16 protein-coding genes are annotated in these 17,219 nt (G+C 61.9%); 12 read left to right on the forward strand and 4 right to left on the reverse strand.

Annotated elements, in window-relative coordinates:
• Positions 1–345 precede the first annotated feature (345 nt).
• From AB7783_RS21515 to AB7783_RS21555, 9 genes are all read left to right on the forward strand, one after another.
• Positions 346–2,373 (forward strand): sensor histidine kinase, encoded by a 2,028-nt coding sequence (locus AB7783_RS21515; protein WP_244558258.1) that lies wholly within the window; start codon positions 346–348, stop codon positions 2,371–2,373.
• A complete protein-coding gene (locus AB7783_RS21520) occupies positions 2,343–4,097 on the forward strand; it encodes an ATP-binding response regulator (RefSeq protein ID WP_441278767.1) in 1,755 nt (584 codons plus the stop codon). Before AB7783_RS21515 ends, AB7783_RS21520 begins: the two co-directional genes overlap by 31 nt.
• Entirely contained in the window at positions 4,094–4,831 is a 738-nt protein-coding gene (locus AB7783_RS21525; RefSeq protein ID WP_184512339.1) for a response regulator, read from the forward strand. The genes AB7783_RS21520 and AB7783_RS21525 overlap by 4 nt, the downstream gene beginning before the upstream one ends.
• Before the next feature lie 194 nt (positions 4,832–5,025).
• Positions 5,026–5,637, forward strand: a complete 612-nt coding sequence (locus AB7783_RS21530; protein WP_093757615.1) for a sigma-70 family RNA polymerase sigma factor — start codon at positions 5,026–5,028, stop codon at positions 5,635–5,637.
• Positions 5,638–5,981: 344 nt separating this feature from the next.
• On the forward strand, positions 5,982–7,391 hold the full coding sequence (locus tag AB7783_RS21535) for a cytochrome ubiquinol oxidase subunit I (RefSeq protein WP_441278768.1): 1,410 nt from the start codon (positions 5,982–5,984) through the stop codon (positions 7,389–7,391).
• A complete protein-coding gene (gene cydB / locus AB7783_RS21540; protein WP_441278769.1) occupies positions 7,388–8,389 on the forward strand; it encodes a cytochrome d ubiquinol oxidase subunit II in 1,002 nt (333 codons plus the stop codon). The genes AB7783_RS21535 and cydB overlap by 4 nt, the downstream gene beginning before the upstream one ends.
• Positions 8,389–8,538: a DUF2474 domain-containing protein gene (locus AB7783_RS21545; protein ID WP_309942049.1), complete on the forward strand. Its 150-nt coding sequence runs from the start codon at positions 8,389–8,391 to the stop codon at positions 8,536–8,538. Before cydB ends, AB7783_RS21545 begins: the two co-directional genes overlap by 1 nt.
• A gap of 160 nt (positions 8,539–8,698) precedes the next feature.
• Entirely contained in the window at positions 8,699–9,301 is a 603-nt protein-coding gene (locus AB7783_RS21550) for a L,D-transpeptidase (RefSeq protein ID WP_089263709.1), read from the forward strand.
• A gap of 82 nt (positions 9,302–9,383) precedes the next feature.
• Positions 9,384–10,424, forward strand: a complete 1,041-nt coding sequence (locus AB7783_RS21555) for an amino acid ABC transporter substrate-binding protein (RefSeq protein WP_441279740.1) — start codon at positions 9,384–9,386, stop codon at positions 10,422–10,424.
• A 265-nt stretch (positions 10,425–10,689) separates the two neighbouring features.
• Here the strand turns inward: AB7783_RS21555 and AB7783_RS21560 are convergent, their stop codons facing one another.
• Both AB7783_RS21560 and AB7783_RS21565 read right to left on the reverse strand, forming a co-directional pair.
• Positions 10,690–11,826 (reverse strand): acyl-CoA dehydrogenase family protein, encoded by a 1,137-nt coding sequence (locus AB7783_RS21560; RefSeq protein ID WP_439074353.1) that lies wholly within the window; start codon positions 11,824–11,826, stop codon positions 10,690–10,692.
• 163 nt (positions 11,827–11,989) lie between these two features.
• Positions 11,990–13,174 (reverse strand): acyl-CoA dehydrogenase family protein, encoded by a 1,185-nt coding sequence (locus tag AB7783_RS21565; RefSeq protein ID WP_441279741.1) that lies wholly within the window; start codon positions 13,172–13,174, stop codon positions 11,990–11,992.
• 172 nt (positions 13,175–13,346) lie between these two features.
• On the opposite strand from AB7783_RS21565, the gene AB7783_RS21570 reads away from it, so the two are divergent.
• Together AB7783_RS21570 and AB7783_RS21575 are read left to right on the forward strand one after the other, a co-directional pair.
• Positions 13,347–13,892, forward strand: coding sequence for a carboxymuconolactone decarboxylase family protein (locus AB7783_RS21570; RefSeq protein WP_441278770.1), 546 nt, complete (start codon positions 13,347–13,349; stop codon positions 13,890–13,892).
• Between the two features lie 143 nt (positions 13,893–14,035).
• Entirely contained in the window at positions 14,036–14,533 is a 498-nt protein-coding gene (locus AB7783_RS21575) for a VOC family protein (RefSeq protein ID WP_231078803.1), read from the forward strand.
• 92 nt (positions 14,534–14,625) lie between these two features.
• On the opposite strand, the gene AB7783_RS21580 is transcribed toward AB7783_RS21575, so the two are convergent.
• Positions 14,626–15,891 carry an MFS transporter gene (locus AB7783_RS21580; protein ID WP_441278771.1) on the reverse strand — a complete coding sequence of 422 codons (1,266 nt, stop codon included), beginning with the start codon at positions 15,889–15,891 and terminating at the stop codon, positions 14,626–14,628.
• Positions 15,892–16,105: 214 nt separating this feature from the next.
• Between AB7783_RS21580 and AB7783_RS21585 the strand changes: the two genes are divergently transcribed.
• Positions 16,106–16,660, forward strand: coding sequence for an ActR/PrrA/RegA family redox response regulator transcription factor (locus AB7783_RS21585; RefSeq protein WP_089263491.1), 555 nt, complete (start codon positions 16,106–16,108; stop codon positions 16,658–16,660).
• Between the two features lie 14 nt (positions 16,661–16,674).
• Here AB7783_RS21585 and AB7783_RS21590 read toward each other — a convergent pair whose 3' ends face one another.
• Complete coding sequence (locus tag AB7783_RS21590) at positions 16,675–17,169, reverse strand: MmcB family DNA repair protein (protein WP_439083866.1); 495 nt, start codon at positions 17,167–17,169, stop codon at positions 16,675–16,677.
• Positions 17,170–17,219: the final 50 nt, after the last annotated feature.

The following is a 17,219-nucleotide window of genomic DNA, read 5'->3' on the forward strand; positions in this document are numbered from 1 at the left end:
CGCCGCCCAATAAAATAATGATTCCGTTATAGTTTTGATCGAAATCGCCCCGCACGGTGGCGTTCACCGGACGCGATCTGCCGCAGCACTCTGTTGCGACTTCGCGGCGTTCGGTTCAATCGGGACTGCGCCAATTCAACCAGTTGTTGCAGGTTAATAGCCAGCACCGCCTGTATTTGCTACATTGAACTGTCTCGCAACCTCAACGAAACTCTTTCAGACTAGAAAAAACGAATTGCCGGGTTGCGACGCACGGCTGTCTCACCGATTGAACCTTTCGCAAGGCCGAATGACACACCTGTGGTGACGAGCCCGCACAACGGAGTTTCTGAAGGACAGGACGAGCTGGCGGCGCGAGGCCGGACCGGCCTCGTTGCGGCTGTCCGTGCGATTCCGATCCGCTGGCGCATTTTGTCCATCGCAGCCCTGAACTCGGCGGTCGTCCTCGTCCTGGCGGGATTGATCTGGAGCGGCTCGCGGGTGTTGTCCTCCGCCTGGGACGACGTGCGCCAGGTCCGGCAGTCCGATCAGGTTCTTGCCCTGCTCGAGAGCGAGACCGGCCGGCTGCAGAACCTGATCCATCGTTATATCAATCAGCCCAGCCCCGAACTGTTCGCCGAAATCCTGCTGCTGCGCGAGGCTGTGCTTGGGACACTGAACACCCGTGCCTCGACCGACCCCATGCTGTCTGGCTCGGTCGCCGAGCTGGAACGCGTCACCGAGCGCTTCCTTAGCGGCTTCGGTGAATTGCGGACGCTTCAAACCACCATTGCCAAGACCTACGAAGAACAGGTGCTTGGGCCTGCCAAGGACATGGCGGGACTGTACTCCATCATCGAGGGCGCCACCGGCCAGCGCGACGCGCTGATCTGGCCGGCACTCGGCAAGTCGCGTGAGGCATTCACCGCGATGCTGGTCGCCGCCAACGCCTATTATCTGTCGCTGGCATCCGCCTCGGCCGAAGATGCACGCCGCAACACCGAGACGATCGAGCGTACTATCCCGGTCATGACCGACCTCGCCGACAATGATCTGCAGCGTATTGCGTTGCAGCGGCTCAAGGGACGCTCAGTTGCCCTCCGCCAGGGGCTCGCAAAACTGTCCGAACAACTCTCCAGCCGCACGGACCTGCTGCGCAATTCGATCGATGCCAGCCAGGCCGACACGATTGCTGCGATCGATGGCCTGTCCGTCAAGATGCGCCAGCGCGAGCAGTCCGCGCAGGCCACTTTCGACCGCACGCTGACGGCTATCTCCCGCAATGTCATGGTCATCGCCACGGGCTTTCTTGGGCTGATCATCACCGCAGGCATCATCATCGCGCTGAGCATCCGCCTGCCGCTGCAGCAGATCATGGCCTCGATGCGCGCAATCACCTCCGGCGACTATGATCGCAAGGTTCAGGGCACCGCCGCCAAGGACGAGGTTGGCGCCATGGCCCGCGCGGTCGAGGTGTTCCGTGAGAACGCCGTCGCCAAGCGCGAAGCCGAGAACGAGCTGCGTGCATCGAAAGAGAAAGCCGAAAGCGCCTTGCTCGAACTAAATGCCGCACAGCAGAATTTGATCGACGCCGAACGGCTGGCCGCACTTGGCGGTCTGGTCGCCGGCGTGGCCCACGAGGTGAACAATCCGATCGGCATCAGCCTTACGGTGGCATCGAGCTTCGCCCGGCGCTCGGAAATGTTCGAGGCCGAGCTGCGCTCCAATGCCCCGCTGCGGCGCTCGCAACTGGAAGAATTCGTCAAGACGTCACGCGACGCGGCGCAGCAACTGGTCGCCAACCTGCATCGCGCCGGCGAGCTTATTCAGTCCTTCAAACAGGTCGCCGTCGATCGGTCCCACGCCGAACGGCGGCAATTCAGCCTCTCCGAGGCTACCGATCAGATCATCGCCAGTCTGCGCCCCGTCCTGAAGAAGGCTCCGATCACGCTGACAGTCGACGTGCCGGACGGGCTGATGATCGATGGCTATCCCGGTTCCTACGGCCAGATCCTGACCAATCTGTTCCTGAATGCAGCCAATCACGCATTTCCGGACGGCAAGCCGGGCGCCATCGCTATCACCGCCAAGCCGCGCGGCACCGACGATATCGAGATCAGCTTCTCCGACAACGGCGCGGGCATGAGCCCGGACGTCCAGCGACAGGCTTTCGACCCGTTTTTCACCACGCGCCGCAACGAAGGCGGCACCGGCCTCGGCCTCCACATCGTGTACAATCTGGTGACCCAGCAGCTGGGGGGCCGGATGATGCTGGAGTCAAGATTGGGACAAGGCACGACATTTCGCATTATCATGCCGCGGGCCGCCACTGGCGCCGCCGGATCATTTGACGGGACTACGCAATGGCCGACCAGGACGATGTCCTCTACCTGATTGAAGACTCCGGTGATGTCCCGGAAGAATCCAATAACCGAAAATGGAAGATCGCGGTCATCGACGATGACCAAGCCGTGCATGAGGGCACGCGCTTCGCGCTGAGCGATTACACCCTGAACGGCCAGTCGCTGGAAATCCTGTCGGCCTATTCCGCTGCCGAAGGCCAGGCCCTGATGCGCGAGCATACGGATATCGCAGCCGTACTGCTCGACGTCATCATGGAGACGGATGCGGCCGGCCTCGAGCTGGTCGAGTTCATCCGCAACGAACTGCACAATGAAACCGTTCGTATCATCCTGCGCACCGGCCAGCCCGGTCAGGCGCCGGAGCGCCGGGTCATCGTCGACTACGACATCAACGATTACAAGGCGAAGACCGAACTGACCGCCGACAAGCTGTTCACCTCGCTGACGGCCGCGCTGCGCAGCTATCAGCAGCTCGAGCGCATGGTGCAGACACGGCGCGGCCTCGAAATCATCATCGACGCAGCCTCGACGCTCTATGATTTCAAATCGATGCAGCGGCTTGCCGAAGGCGTGCTGACGCAGATCGCCTCGCTGCTGAATGTCGATTGCGCCGGCATTCTGGTGCTGCGCGATGGCGGCGTTGTCGGCGACGACTATGCCGTCCTCGCCGGATCAGGCTGTTACAGCCGCTTCATGGGTACCGCCACCGCACAGTCGCTCGATCCGGACCTGCGCCAGATGGTCGAAGATGCCTTCAAGCGCCGCAAGCACGACTTCGCCGACCATCGGACGGCGCTCTATATTCGCACCGGCAGCGGCCGTGAGGTTGTCGTGCTGCTGCAGGCGGAGCGGCAATTGTCGGAGACAGACCGTTCTCTGGTTGAGATCTTCGGCAGCCGGCTGTCGATCGCCTTCGACAACGTGATCCTCTATCAGCAACTGCACGAGGCCAATACGCAGTTGGAAGACCGCGTGGCGCAGCGTACCCGCGCCCTGATGCAGGCCAATCGCCGGCTTTCCGCGCAGTGGCTGCGGCTGCAGCGCGCCAACGGCTTCAAGAACGAGATTCTGGGTACCGTCGCCCATGACCTGAAGAATCCACTCGGCGTGATCCTCGGCCGCACCGAGATGCTGACCGAGCTGATATCCGCGGGATCGCCGAAGGAAAACATCTCCGCGCAGGTCGATCACATTCGTGACGCCACCAAGCGACTGACCTCGATGGTCGATCACCTGATCTCCGACGCCATGGCGGACGCCTTCGATATCACCATCCGCCGTGAGCCGGTCGATCTGGCGACGCTGGTCCGGGACGTCGCTGAAGCGAACCGGCCGTCTGCGGTGAACAAGCAGCAGGACCTCTCCGTCTCGGCGCCGGACCACCACGATCTCACCATGTGCGATGCCGACCGGATGCGCGAAGCGATCGACAATCTCGTCAGCAACGCCATCAAATACAGCCCGATCGGCGGCAAGATCGCGCTGCTCATCACAGGCGATGCCGATTATGTCCGCATCAGCATCAGCGACGAAGGTCCCGGCCTGTCGCCGGAGGATCTCGACCGCCTGTTTGGTCGTTTCCAGCGGCTTTCAGCCAAGCCGACCGGCGGCGAAAGCTCGACCGGCCTCGGCCTGTCGATCGTCAAACGCATCATCGACATGCATGGCGGCGAAGTGAACGCACATAGCCCCGGCCCCGGCCAGGGCGCCACCTTCACCATCCTGCTGCCAGCCACCAGTGAGGGCCTGTCATGAGCCAGAGCCCGCATATCGTCATCGTCGACGACGAAGCACCCGCCCGCGAGATGGTGGGCGACTATCTCAAGATGCACGGCTTTGCCGTGACCCTGTGCGACGGCGGCAAGAGCCTGCGCAGCGAGATCGAGACCAAGGTGCCGGATCTCGTGGTGCTCGACCTCAACATGCCCGAGGAAGACGGGCTCTCGATCATCCGCGACCTCAAGAGCCGCATCAATGTGCCGGTGATCATGCTCACTGCCACCGCGAGCCCGATCGACCGTGTCGTCGGCCTCGAACTCGGTGCCGACGATTACATCGCCAAGCCCTGCGAACTCCGCGAATTGATGGCGCGCATCCGCTCGGTCTTGCGCCGAAGCACGCCGGTGAAGGGCGCAGCAACAGACGCAACGCCTGCCAAGGAGAGCAAGGATCATCTCGTGCGCTTCGGCACGAAATGGCTCGATCTGGAAGCGCAGGCCCTGCGTGATGATGAAGGCAACGAACATCCGCTGACAGCCTCTGAATTTGGCCTGCTCAAGGTATTCGCCGCGAATCCGAAGCGCGTGCTCTCGCGCGAACGGCTGCTCGAACTGGCCAATGCCCGCGATGCAGAGGCTTTCGACCGGGCGGTTGACCTACGGATCATGCGAATCCGCCGCAAGATCGAGCCCGATCCGACGAAACCCGCCGTGATCCGTACAATTCGCGGTGGGGGCTATTTGTTCTCCCCGGTGGGCGACAAGGCCTGAGCACCCCTTTTGGAATCTATCTCATTCAAGTTGCACGCATTTCACCTCTGAATGTTTCGTCGCTAACCCTGCGACGAAACAATTCTCCGGTTCCATGAAACCATTTTCCGCTTTTGAAGCAGACGCCCTGAAACCGGGGCTCCTTAACAATCCTCCCAACGAAGCCGCAACGCGGTCTCTTACGGGAGTTAGTCATGCAGAACGTCATCGCCCTCAATGCCGCCGGTCAGCAGGGTATCATTACGGCCCGCGCCACCTCGGACGAGATGCTGCTGGAGAATATCGCCAGCGGCGACCGCACAGCGATGCACACGCTTTATGCCCGGCACAATGTGCGGGTCTATCGCTTCGTTCTCCGCATGCTGCGTGACACGTCGGCGGCTGAAGATCTGGTCAGCCAGGTGTTCCTCGATGTGTGGCGGACCGCCAGCCAGTTCGAAGGCCGCTCGCAGGTCTCCACATGGCTGTTGTCGATCGCACGCTTCAAGGCACTGACCGCGCTACGCCAGCGTAAATATGAAGACATCGACCAGGACGATGTCATGGAAATCGCCGACCAGGCCGATACACCTGAGGCATCGCTCGATCGCAGCCGCACCAGCGCCATCCTCCGGGCCTGTGTCGCCAAGCTGTCGCCGGCGCATCGCGAGATCGTCAACCTCGTCTACTATCATGAGAAGTCAGTGGAAGAGGTCGCCGGCCTGATCGGCATCCCCGCGTCGACGGTGAAGACCCGCATGTTCTACGCCCGCAAGCAGCTCGCCGATCTCCTGAAGACCGCCGGCATCGACAGTATCGCAGCGTAATCTGCCGCGTTCCTTTTGCTCCAACGTTACAGACGTCAGTTCGCGTAAACCTCCCCACCTCCAGCGACCCGGACGGGATGCCCCCTTCCGGGTCGTATTCTGTTTGGAGCTACGGCTTTGTCATCGTCGGCGGACGCACGAACTTCCGCATCGACCTGCGCAATACATCTGACAAAATTGGACAAATTGTCTACGAGTCCAACGGCGAACGCCAATGTGGGCAGATGGACAGCCTTTTCAAGACGTTGCCGAATCCGGGCGGCCAACTAACAAAGACCTCGCGCAGTTTCGCCCGCGCGCTCTGCATGATAGAACACGTCCAGACTACACATGGACGGATGCAGATGTTCGAAGGCTTTGACCCTGTCATACTAGCCCGAGCGCAATTTGCGTTCACGATGTCATTTCACATCATCTTTCCCGCGTTCTCCATCGGGCTAGCGAGCTATCTCGCCGTGCTCGAAGCGCTCTGGTTGTGGACCGGGCGCGACGTCTTCCTCAACCTGTTCAATTACTGGCTCAAGATCTTCGCCGTTGCCTTCGGTATGGGCGTGGTCTCGGGCATCGTGATGTCCTACCAGTTCGGCACCAATTGGTCGGCCTTCTCCGACAAGGCGGGACCGATCATCGGCCCGCTGATGGCCTATGAAGTCCTCACCGCCTTCTTTCTCGAAGCAGGTTTTCTCGGCGTCATGCTGTTTGGCCTCAACCGCGTCGGTCCAAGGCTGCATTTCTTCGCTACGCTGATGGTCGCGATCGGGACGCTGTTTTCGGCCTTCTGGATTCTCTCCGCGAATTCCTGGATGCAGACGCCGACCGGCTACACTATCAACGCTGCCGGCCAGTTTGTTGCCGCCGACTGGTGGAAGGTGATTTTTAATCCGTCCTTCCCATATCGTCTCGTGCATATGGTGCTGGCGGCCTATCTCACCACGGCTTTCGTGGTGGGCGCGGTCGGCGCTTGGCATCTTCTCAAGGATACGCGCCTGCCCGGCCCGCGCGTGATGTTCTCCATGGCGATGTGGATGGCCACGTTGGTCGCGCCGCTGCAGATACTCGCCGGCGATCAGCACGGCCTCAACACGCTCGAGCATCAGCCGACCAAGATCATGGCCATGGAAGGCCATTTCGAGAGCCATCCCCATGGCGCGCCGCTGATCCTGTTCGGCATCCCGAGCCAGGCCGAAGGCAAAGTGAACTACGCCATCGAGATACCCAAGCTCGGATCGCTGATCCTGAAGCACGACCTCAATGCGCCGATGGCCGGGCTCGATACTGTTCCGCGCGAAAACTGGCCGCCGGTGCCGGTGACCTTCTGGTCGTTCCGCATCATGGTCGGCATCGGATTCCTGATGCTGGGGCTGGGACTGCTGAGCCTCTTCATGCGCTTCCGCGGCAAGTTCTATGAGTCGCGTTTGCTTCACAGCTTTGCGCTGGCGATGGGACCGGCCGGATTCATCGCCGTGCTGGCCGGCTGGGTGACAACCGAAACCGGGCGGCAACCGTTTACGGTGTTCGGCCTGCTGCGGACCAGCGATTCGGTCTCGCCGCTGGCGGCGCCAGCCGTTGCGTCGTCGCTGATCGCCTTCGCCATCGTCTATTTCCTGGTCTTCGCCGCGGGCACGATCTATCTGCTCCGGCTCATGGCCGCGCCGCCGCATCATGATGAGCAAGGCCCGGCCGGCAACGTGCCGAGTCGTGCGGCGGGCATTACCCCGGCTGTGGGTGCAACCGCATCGGGGCACGCGTCATGATCGATATAGCGGTCGTCTGGGCCTTCATCATCGCCTTTGCCGTGTTCGTCTATGTCGTGATGGACGGCTTCGATCTCGGCCTCGGCATGCTGTTTCCACTCTTCCCGAAGAAGGAAGACCGTGACGTCATGATGAACTCGGTCGCCCCGGTCTGGGACGGCAACGAGACCTGGCTGGTGCTCGGCGGCGGAGGGCTGATGGCGGCGTTTCCGCTGGCCTATGCGGTGCTGATGCCGGCGCTCTATACGCCGATGATCGTGATGCTGCTGGGGCTGGTGTTTCGCGGCGTCGCCTTCGAATTCCGCTGGCGCACCACGCGCGAGCGCAATCTGTGGGACATCGCCTTTGCCGGCGGCTCGCTGATGGCCACGCTGGCGCAGGGCGTGGCGCTCGGCGCGATCCTGCAAGGCATCGTCGTCAATGGTCGCCACTATGGCGGCGGCTGGTGGGACTGGCTGACACCGTTCAGCGTCCTGACCGGACTCGCACTGATGGCCGGCTACGGCCTGCTCGGCGCCACCTGGCTGGTGCTGAAGACCGAAGGCGCGTTGCGCGATCAGGCCTATCGTCTGAGCTGGTGGCTGCTATTCGCCATGCTCGCTGCCATCGGTCTCGTCAGCATTGCGACGCCATTTCTGGATGCCGAATATGCAAGGCGCTGGTTCGCCTGGCCCAACATCATCCTGACGGCGCCGGTGCCGATTGCAGTTGCTGCCATCACAGCGCTCTTGATGCGAAGCCTCGCGACCAAACAGGATTACCGGCCGTTCTTCCTGTCGCTGGCGCTGTTCGCATTGTCCTATGCCGGATTGGGCATCAGCATGTGGCCCTATATCGTGCCGCGCAGCATCACCATCTGGCAGGCCGCGTCGCCCGACAACAGCCTGCATTTCATGAGCTACGGCGTCGCCGTGCTGGTTCCCATCATCCTCGGCTACACCGCCTGGGCCTATTACGTGTTTCGCGGCAAAGTTCGCGCCGGCGCGGGCTATCACTGATGACACCTGCGTCGCAGCAAAAGCCCGCCCCTTCAGACAAGCGCCCGCTGATGCAGCGCCTGTTGTGGTTTGTTGCGCTGTGGCTGGGCGGCGTCGCCAGTGTGACCCTCGTCAGCTACGTGCTGCGACTGTGGATCGCACCGAAATAGACGCGGTGACCTTTAATCAAATCGTCACCCGCGGACGGCAAATATGCCGGCGATTCACGAGGTCCGCGCGCGGACCGTCGCCATGCCCGCTGATTTCATGGTTCCCGTGATTTGGCTGGGATGATACAGGATATCGGACGCGAAACCGGAGATGCCTGCGATGATCAACATCCGCCGCCTGCTTGGCTTTCAACTCGTCGCCGCAGCCAGCCTGATGTTGTCGATCACGCAAGGCCTCGCCCAGCAACCGCGTCCGGATGTCGGCGACGAGCCCGGGCTGATTGCCGACGACTCCGTTCAGCTTGAACCGGAATTCCAGAAGCAGATGGTGCTGTACCGCACCACCGAGGCACCGGGCACCATCATCATCGCGACCTCAGAGCGCCATCTCTATGTGGTGCAGGGCAATGGTCGCGCGCTGCGTTACGGCATCGGCGTCGGCCGCGACGGCTTCCAGTGGCAGGGCCTCTTGAAAATCTCGCGCAAGGCGGAATGGCCGGACTGGACGCCGCCGCCGGAAATGATCGCGCGTCAGCCCTATCTGCCGCGCTTTATGGCAGGCGGCCCCGGCAATCCGCTCGGCGCCCGCGCGCTCTATCTCGGCGCCACCGTCTATCGCATCCACGGCACCAACCGGCCCGACACCATCGGCACCGCCGTATCGTCCGGCTGCTTCCGGCTGGTCAATGCGGATGTCGCCGACCTCTATGAGAGGATCCCGGTGGGCACCAAGGTCATCGTGCGGCAGAAGCCTGAAATCTGATCTGCGCCTCGCCGCGCAGCTCTTCGATCCAGTTTTTCTCTGACATATTTTTCTCTGACGACGGGGCGGACTTCGCATGGGGATGAAGCGGACTTTCACGACCGGGCTGGCCATCGGCCTGGTGGTTGCCACTGCAGTGGCTGCGGCTGCGATCACCTATGAGCGCTACGACACCAAGACGCTGAAGCGCACTGTCAAGCGCGACGCCGTATTGTGCGGCGTGAACACTGGCCTGCCCGGCTTCTCGTCGCCGGATGCGCAGGGCACCTGGACCGGCTTCGACGTCGACTTCTGCCGCGCCGTTGCCGCCGCGATCTTCAACGATCCGAAGAAGGTGACCTTCGTCCCGCTCGACGCGTCCGATCGTTTCAAGGAGCTGCAGAGCCGCAAGGTCGACATCCTGTCGCGCAACTCCACATGGAGCATGTCGCGCGAGACCAATTACGATCTCTATTTCCCGGCCGTATCCTATTATGACGGCCAGGGCTTCATGGTGCCGAAGTCCCGCAAGATCGATTCCGCGCTGGAACTCGATGGCAGCAAGGTCTGCGTCCAGGACGGCACCACGACGGTGTTGAATCTTGCCGACTACTTCCGCAGCAACAACATCAAATATACCGAAGTGAAGTTTCCCAAGCTGGACGAAGTCCTCAAGGCCTATAATTCCGGCCAGTGCGACACCTTCACGGCGGATGCGTCGCAGCTCTATGCGTTGCGCCTGACTATGAGCAAACCGGACGATCATGTGATTCTACCTGACGTCATCTCCAAGGAGCCGCTGGCCCCCGTGGTGCGCCAGCGTGACGACGACTGGATGATGATCGTGAAGTGGACGCTCTACGCCATGATCAATGCCGAGGAGCTTGGCATCACCTCGAAGAACATCGACGAAGCCCTGAAGTCCAAGAAGCCCGACGTGATGCGTCTGGTCGGCACCGAAGGCGCTTATGGCGAAGACCTCAGCCTCTCGAAGGACTGGGCTGCCCGCATCATCCGCCATGTCGGCAATTACGGCGAAGTCTATGACCGCAATATCGGCGAAGGCTCGAAGCTGAAGATTCCGCGCGGGTTGAACCAGATCTGGAGCGCCGGCGGCATTCAGTACGCCCCGCCGATCAGGTAGGTACTTAACCTCTCCCCGCATCTTGCGCGGGGAGAGGTCGACCCGGCAGAGCACAGCGACGCCGGGGCGGGTGAGGGGCATGGCACAGGGCCAGCGCCAATCTCACACTCTCTAAGCAAAGAATTCCACGGGAAGCTTCGGCGCCCATCATCGGAGCGATCCGATGAACTGCCGATGAGGCGCGCGCCTGCCATGCCCCTCACCCGCCGCGAAGACGCGGCGACCTCTCCCCGCAAAGCGCGGGGAGAGGTTAAGAGCGCCCGCCTCAATAATTCTTCAGCCGCGCCAGCTGGTCCGCGTGATAATTGCTGTCCCCCAGCAATTCCTGGCAGACCCGCGCGCGCTTCATGAAGAAGCCGATGTCGAACTGATCGGTCATGCCCATGCCGCCATGCATCTGCACGCCTTCCTGCACAGCCAGCGTCGCTGTGGTGCCGGCCTTGGCCTTGGCGACGGCAATAGCGGCCGGCGCCGTCGGCGCGCCGTCGTCGATCAGCTGTAGCGCCTTCAGCACGGCCGCGCGCGTGACCTCGATCTCGGTATAGAGATGCGCGGCGCGATGCTGCAGCGCCTGGAATTCACCGATCAGCTTGCCGAACTGCTTGCGCTCCTTGAGATAGGTCACGGTGCGGCCGAACACTTCGTCTGACAGGCCGACCATTTCGGCAGCAACGGCACCGCGGCCGATATTCAGCACGCTGTCCAGCAATGCGCCGCCCTGATCGACATCGCCGAGCACGCTGTCGGCCGTGACCTCGACATTCTCGAACGTGATCCGCGCTGCATTGTGCGAATCCACCATCGCGGTGCGCTCGAGCGCGATGCCCTTGGCCTTCGGATCGACCAGAAACAGCGTGAGGCCGTCCCGCTCACCCGGCGCACCTGCACTGCGCGCTGCGACGATCAGGAGATCGGCGGTGTGACCATCCACGACGAAGGCCTTCGCGCCATTCAGCTTGAAGCCATTGCCGGAGCGTGCGGCCTTCATCGCCGTCTGCAGCGGGCGATGCTTCGCGCCTTCATCGATGGCCAGTGCCGCCAGCAGCGTGCCACTGGCGATCTTCGACAGATATTCCGACTTCTGCGCGTCGCTGCCCCGATTCAGCGCCGAGACGCCCAGCACAGCCGTGGAGAAGAATGGCGACGGCATCAGTGTGCGGCCGATCTCTTCCATCACGACGCCGGCTTCGACGGCGCCGAGCCCGCTGCCGCCGAACGCTTCCGGCACCAGCAATCCGGCAAATCCCATCTCGGAAAACGCGCGCCAATAGTCGCGCGAGAACCCGGTCGCATCCTTGCTATCGCGGAGCTGCCGGAAATGACTGACCGGCGCCTTGTCGCCGATAAAGCCGCGGGCACTATCGCGCAGCATGGTCTGTTCTTCGTTGAGGAGGAGAGGCATGGGTGTGATCCAATGATGAGGCGGTCTGGCGACCAAATTGATCCTAGCTCAGTCCTCATGGTGAGGAGGCGCGAAGCGCCGTCTCGAACCATGAGATGGAGTGCACCACCATCCTTCGAGACGCGGCCTCCGGCCACTCCTCAGGATGAGGGCAGAGTGAAATTCACGCCCCCGGCAAATCCAGAATGCGCTTGGCGACGATCCCCAGCATCACTTCGCTGGTGCCGCCTTCGATCGAATTCGCCTTGGTGCGCAGCCACGCACGCGGACGTGCGCCTTCATGCGAGCGCTGGCTTTCCCATTCCAGTGCATCGATGCCGCCCGATGACATCAGGATTTCATGGCGGCGCTTGTTGAGTTCGGTGCCGTAATATTTCATCGCCGACGAAAACGCCGGATGCGCCTGCCCCGCTTTCGCCAGATCGACGGCGCGCTCGGCCGCACAGGCCAGGGCGGCCTCGTCGACTTCGAAACTTGCGATCTGCCCGCGCAGCATCGCGTCGTCGAGACGGCCCTGCGCATCAGCCCCGATGGAGTCGGCAGCGACCTGGCCAAGCGGTCGGCCAGCGCCGCGCTCGCCCATGCCAGAGATCATCGCACGCTCATGCTGCAGCAGATATTTCGCCACGTCCCAGCCGCGATCGACAGTGCCGAGCACATGTGACTTCGGCACGCGGACGCTATCGAAGAAAGTTTCGCAGAAGGGCGACTTGCCGGAGATCAGCAGGATCGGCTTGGTCGAGACACCTTTCGACGTCATATCGAACAGGATGAAGCTGATGCCGTCATGCTTCTTGCCGGACGCGTCGGTACGCACCAGGCAGAAGATCCAGTCGGCATAGTTCGCATAAGACGTCCAGATCTTCTGGCCGGTGATGAGATAGTCATCGCCGTCGCTCTCAGCGCGCGTTTGCAACGAGGCCAGATCGGATCCGGCATTGGGTTCGGAATAACCCTGGCACCAGCGGATCAGACCCGCAGCGATCTTCGGCAGATGCTCCTGCTTCTGGGCGTCGGTGCCATATTTCAGCAGCGCCGGCCCGAGCATGGAAATGCCGAACGACACCAGCGGCAGACGGGCGGAGATCGCAGCCATTTCCTGGCGCAGGATCTTCGTCTGTTCGCCGTCGAGGCCGCCGCCGCCATATTCCTTTGGCCAATGCGGCACGGTCCAGCCCCTGTCGCGCATCCGTTCGAACCAGATCCGCTGCGGCTCGGATGAGTACTTCGCATTGCGACCGCCCCAGAACGTATCCTCGTCCGAGCTCATCGGCTTGCGCATCTCCGGCGGGCAATTGGCCTCGAGCCAGGCGCGCGTCTCGCCGCGAAATTGATCGAGATCCGACATCAGCGTTTCCATCCGTTTTGTGCGCGGGATGCCGAGCATCCGCAATGTTGTTGGGCGAAGCTTACTCGCCACTTCGTGGAATTCAATGGCCTGCTGCAAAGCGGAAGTAGTCAGGCTCGCCATTCCGGTGTATCGCCAAAGGACAACGAGCAAAAACACACGAGGAAACAACATGCGTCTCAAGTGGCTTTCGCCTGGCGAAATGTCTCCCGACCAGAAGTCCATCTATGACGAGTCGATCGCCAGCAAGCGCGGACGCCCGCCGGAGCCGATGATGGCCTGGCTCGCCAGCCCGAATATGGCCCGGCACGCGACCCGCCTCGGCGCGTTTCTGCGCTACGACACCACGCTGACGCCGGCGCATGCCGAGCTGGCGATCCTCGTCACCGCACGGCACTGGACCGCGCATTTCGAATGGTACGCCCACAAGAAGATGGCGCTGGACGGCGGTCTCGATCCCGCCGTCATCGAAGACATCAAGAACCGTCGTACGCCGAGTTTCAGCGAGAAGAAGGCGCGGGTGATCTATGACGTCGCCAAGTCGCTGCACGAGGCACAGGGCCTGTCCAAGCCGCTCTATGACGAAGCCACCGAGACGCTGGGCGCCCAGGGCCTCGTCGAGATCATCGGCCTGTGCGGCTACTACACCATGGTCTCAATGACGCTGAACACCTACGAATTCGGCCTGCCGGACGGGCTGGTGTCCGAGCTTGCATAGCCGACGTCCCTTGGGATGAGTAAAGCGCGGCGAAACCCATCAATCCAATTCCCGGAAACGATGGGTTTCGCGAAGACGCTCTACCCTTCCTGCGATCGCGTGACTAGATCGTCCCGAGCGTCACACCATTCAGGAGCTTCGACATGCCCGACCCCACCACGCCGATCCCCGCAGGCACACGGATCGGGCATGTTCACCTGAAGGTTGCCGATCTTGATCGCGCGCTCGGCTTTTACCGCGACGTCCTCGGCTTTCAGGTCAAGCAACGCTATGGCGATCAGGCTGTCTTCATCGCCGCCGGCGATTACCATCACCACATCGGCCTTAACACCTGGGAGAGCAAAGGCGGCCAGCCGCCGGCGCCCGGCACGACAGGTCTTTTCCATACCGCGATCCTGTATCCCACCCGCGCCGCATTGGCCGACGCGCTACACCGCGTGCTCTCGGCCGGCATACAGCTTGACGGCGCCAGCGACCACGGCGTCAGCGAAGCGCTGTATCTGCGCGACCCTGACCAGAACGGCGTCGAGTTATATTGGGATCGGCCGGAGGCGGAGTGGCCACGGAGTGGCGATGGCGGGATTGCGATGTTTACGAAGCGGCTGGATGTTGAGGAGCTGCTGAAGCAGCGGCAGACATAAACTCAGTCCTCATCCTGAGGAGCCGCGCCCTTCGCGCGGCGTCTCGAAGGATGTGCCAAGCGGCTCATGGTTCGAGACGGCGCTACGCCTCCTCACCATGAGGTGAGAGCTTTGCTCTTTCGCCCCCGCACCATGATCAACACGGCTGCGGCCACCTGCAACGCCATGCAGACATAAAACGGCACGGCGTAACTGCCCGAAAGATCGCGCAGCCAGCCGACAATGCCCGGACCGAAAGCGTAAGTGACCTGCGTCTCCGCCGTGATCAGGCTGACCAGCACCCCGAACGAGCGTGCGGCAAATTCGCGCTGCACGATCAGCGCCGGCAGCGTGATCAGGTTTCCAACCGAAAAGCCGAACAACGCGCAGGCAAAGAACACCAGCGCCTCATTGCGCGAATTGATAATTATCGCAAGCGCCGTCGCCTGGCTGAGAAACGACAGCGCCGATGCCAGTCGCTGATTGAGCCGGTCGATCACTGTCGAGAACAGCATGCGACCAACCACCGCCATCAGCGTCAGCAGCGATACCGCGGCTGCCGCGCGCTCGCGGCCGATCACCGGATCGAGAAACGAGATCAGGTGCACGATGAAGCCGACCTGCGCAAATAATCCGAACGCAAAAGCAATGGTGAGCGTCAGGAACGCCACGTCGCGCATCGCCTCCGCGCGAATGCGTGTCGACGATGGCGCGCCGGCCGCAGCGGCAACACCGTCCGGTGTGGCGGATGCTGCGCGATGCGGCGGATGGCCGACGAAGATGATGATCACCGGGACGAGCAGCACAAGCATCGCGATCGCTGCTGCGATAGTCGCGCCGCCAAAGCCGAAGGCATTGCTCGCCGCGACCAGTAAAGGCACGCCGACGATGCCGCCGAAACTCGCGCCATTCAGCGCAAGGCTGATGGCCATACCGCGCTTCTTGTCGAACCACAGACCGAGCGTGTTGGTGATGGCGCCGAGACTGGTGCCGGCCCACCCGAATGCGAGCAGCACATTCACCGCATAGAGCTGCCAGGGCGACGTGATTTGTCCGAGCAGGATGGTGGCGAAAGCCATCACGCCGACGCCGGCCAGCAAACAGTTGCGCGGCCCGAGCGCACGCATTGCTTCACTCACGAATGCGACGAGCAACGCGCCGACGAGATAGAAAAACGTGGTGGCCGTTGCGATGGTCGAGGCCGGCCAGCCATGCACGCGCTGAAGTTCCGCGAGATAGACGCTCTGGCCATAGAAGCCGAGCGCCCAGCCGAATGTCGCGAGCAGGAAACAAACACCGACGATACGCCAGCCGTCGTAACGAGCCGATGTCTCGTCATTTACCTCGGGCTTCTTCGGCCCAGTTGGAGTCGCGTCCATTCCGGATCTACTTTCATTACGTTTCGTCCATCATGCTGCTCTGCGACAACACGCCGCGCTGATGTACCACCGTGATTAGAATTAACCACCCGTTTTACGGGCCAAAACGCTTTTGGATTAACTTCACAATCAAGCCATTCAAATCTTCACACCCTTGGCAGCTGCATTCGGCAGCGCCATATGGTATCGTATTGGATATGGAGGATTTTGAACCGTGAATGCGCTCGCCGAAGTGACTGAACAGACCGACCGCTCGCTCCTGATCGTGGAGGACGACAAGCCGTTTCTGGAGCGTCTTTCGCGTGCAATGGAAACGCGCGGCTTCACGGTCACATCCTGCGACTCCGTTTCCGAAGGTCTCGCCCAGATCAGCAAGTCAGCACCCGCTTTTGCTGTGGTCGATCTTCGTCTCGGTGACGGCAACGGCCTCGATGTCGTGTCGGCGCTGAAGCAACAGCGTCCCGATGCGCGCGCCATCGTACTCACCGGCTATGGCAACATCGCCACCGCCGTGACGGCGGTGAAGATGGGTGCTGTCGACTATCTGTCGAAGCCGGCCGATGCCGACGACGTCGTTGCAGCGCTGCTTGCGATCGACAATGACAAGTCCGAACTGCCGAACAACCCGATGTCGGCCGACCGCGTGCGCTGGGAGCACATCCAGCGCATCTATGAGATGTGCAACCGCAACGTCTCGGAAACCGCACGTCGTCTGAACATGCATCGCCGTACGCTGCAGCGCATTCTCGCCAAGCGCGCGCCGCGCTGAGCCTTCTTTAAAAGCTAGATTTCGTTCGGCCAGGCTGCATGACCTTGAGGGTCGTGCAGCCTGTTCAGTCTGTGCGCCGCGGTCATCGCGAAGCGCAGCATCATGCCCTTGCGCGTCGGCGCCGGCAGCCGGTGCTCCGGTGCATCGCAATGAACATGCGCGCCATAGGCATCCGCCACGATCAGGCCTGTGTCGGCAGGAAAAATCTCGCAGGGGAGATCCTGCGTGAAGGCAAAGAACAGCCGGTCGCAATGCGCGCGATACTCGGGCCATTTCTGATCCGCCCGCAGATCCTCGATCGATGACTTGATCTCGACGATCCAGACATCCCCGCGCTCGTTCAGCGCGACCAGATCCGCACGCCGTCCGGACGGCAATGATAGTTCGCTGACGCATGAGAATCCCAGCGACCGCAGCAGCCTTGTGGTTCCGCGCGCAATGGCCAACGCCGTCTCCGACTGGCGGCGATCGAAAATCAGCGCGGGGGTGTGAACGGCATTCGATTCCATGGCGACAAACTTAGCCGATTTCGGCGGGGCCGCCCATCACGTCTCCCGCC

This window comes from Tardiphaga sp. 172_B4_N1_3 (assembly GCF_052076035.1).
Taxonomy (GTDB): domain Bacteria; phylum Pseudomonadota; class Alphaproteobacteria; order Rhizobiales; family Xanthobacteraceae; genus Tardiphaga; species Tardiphaga robiniae.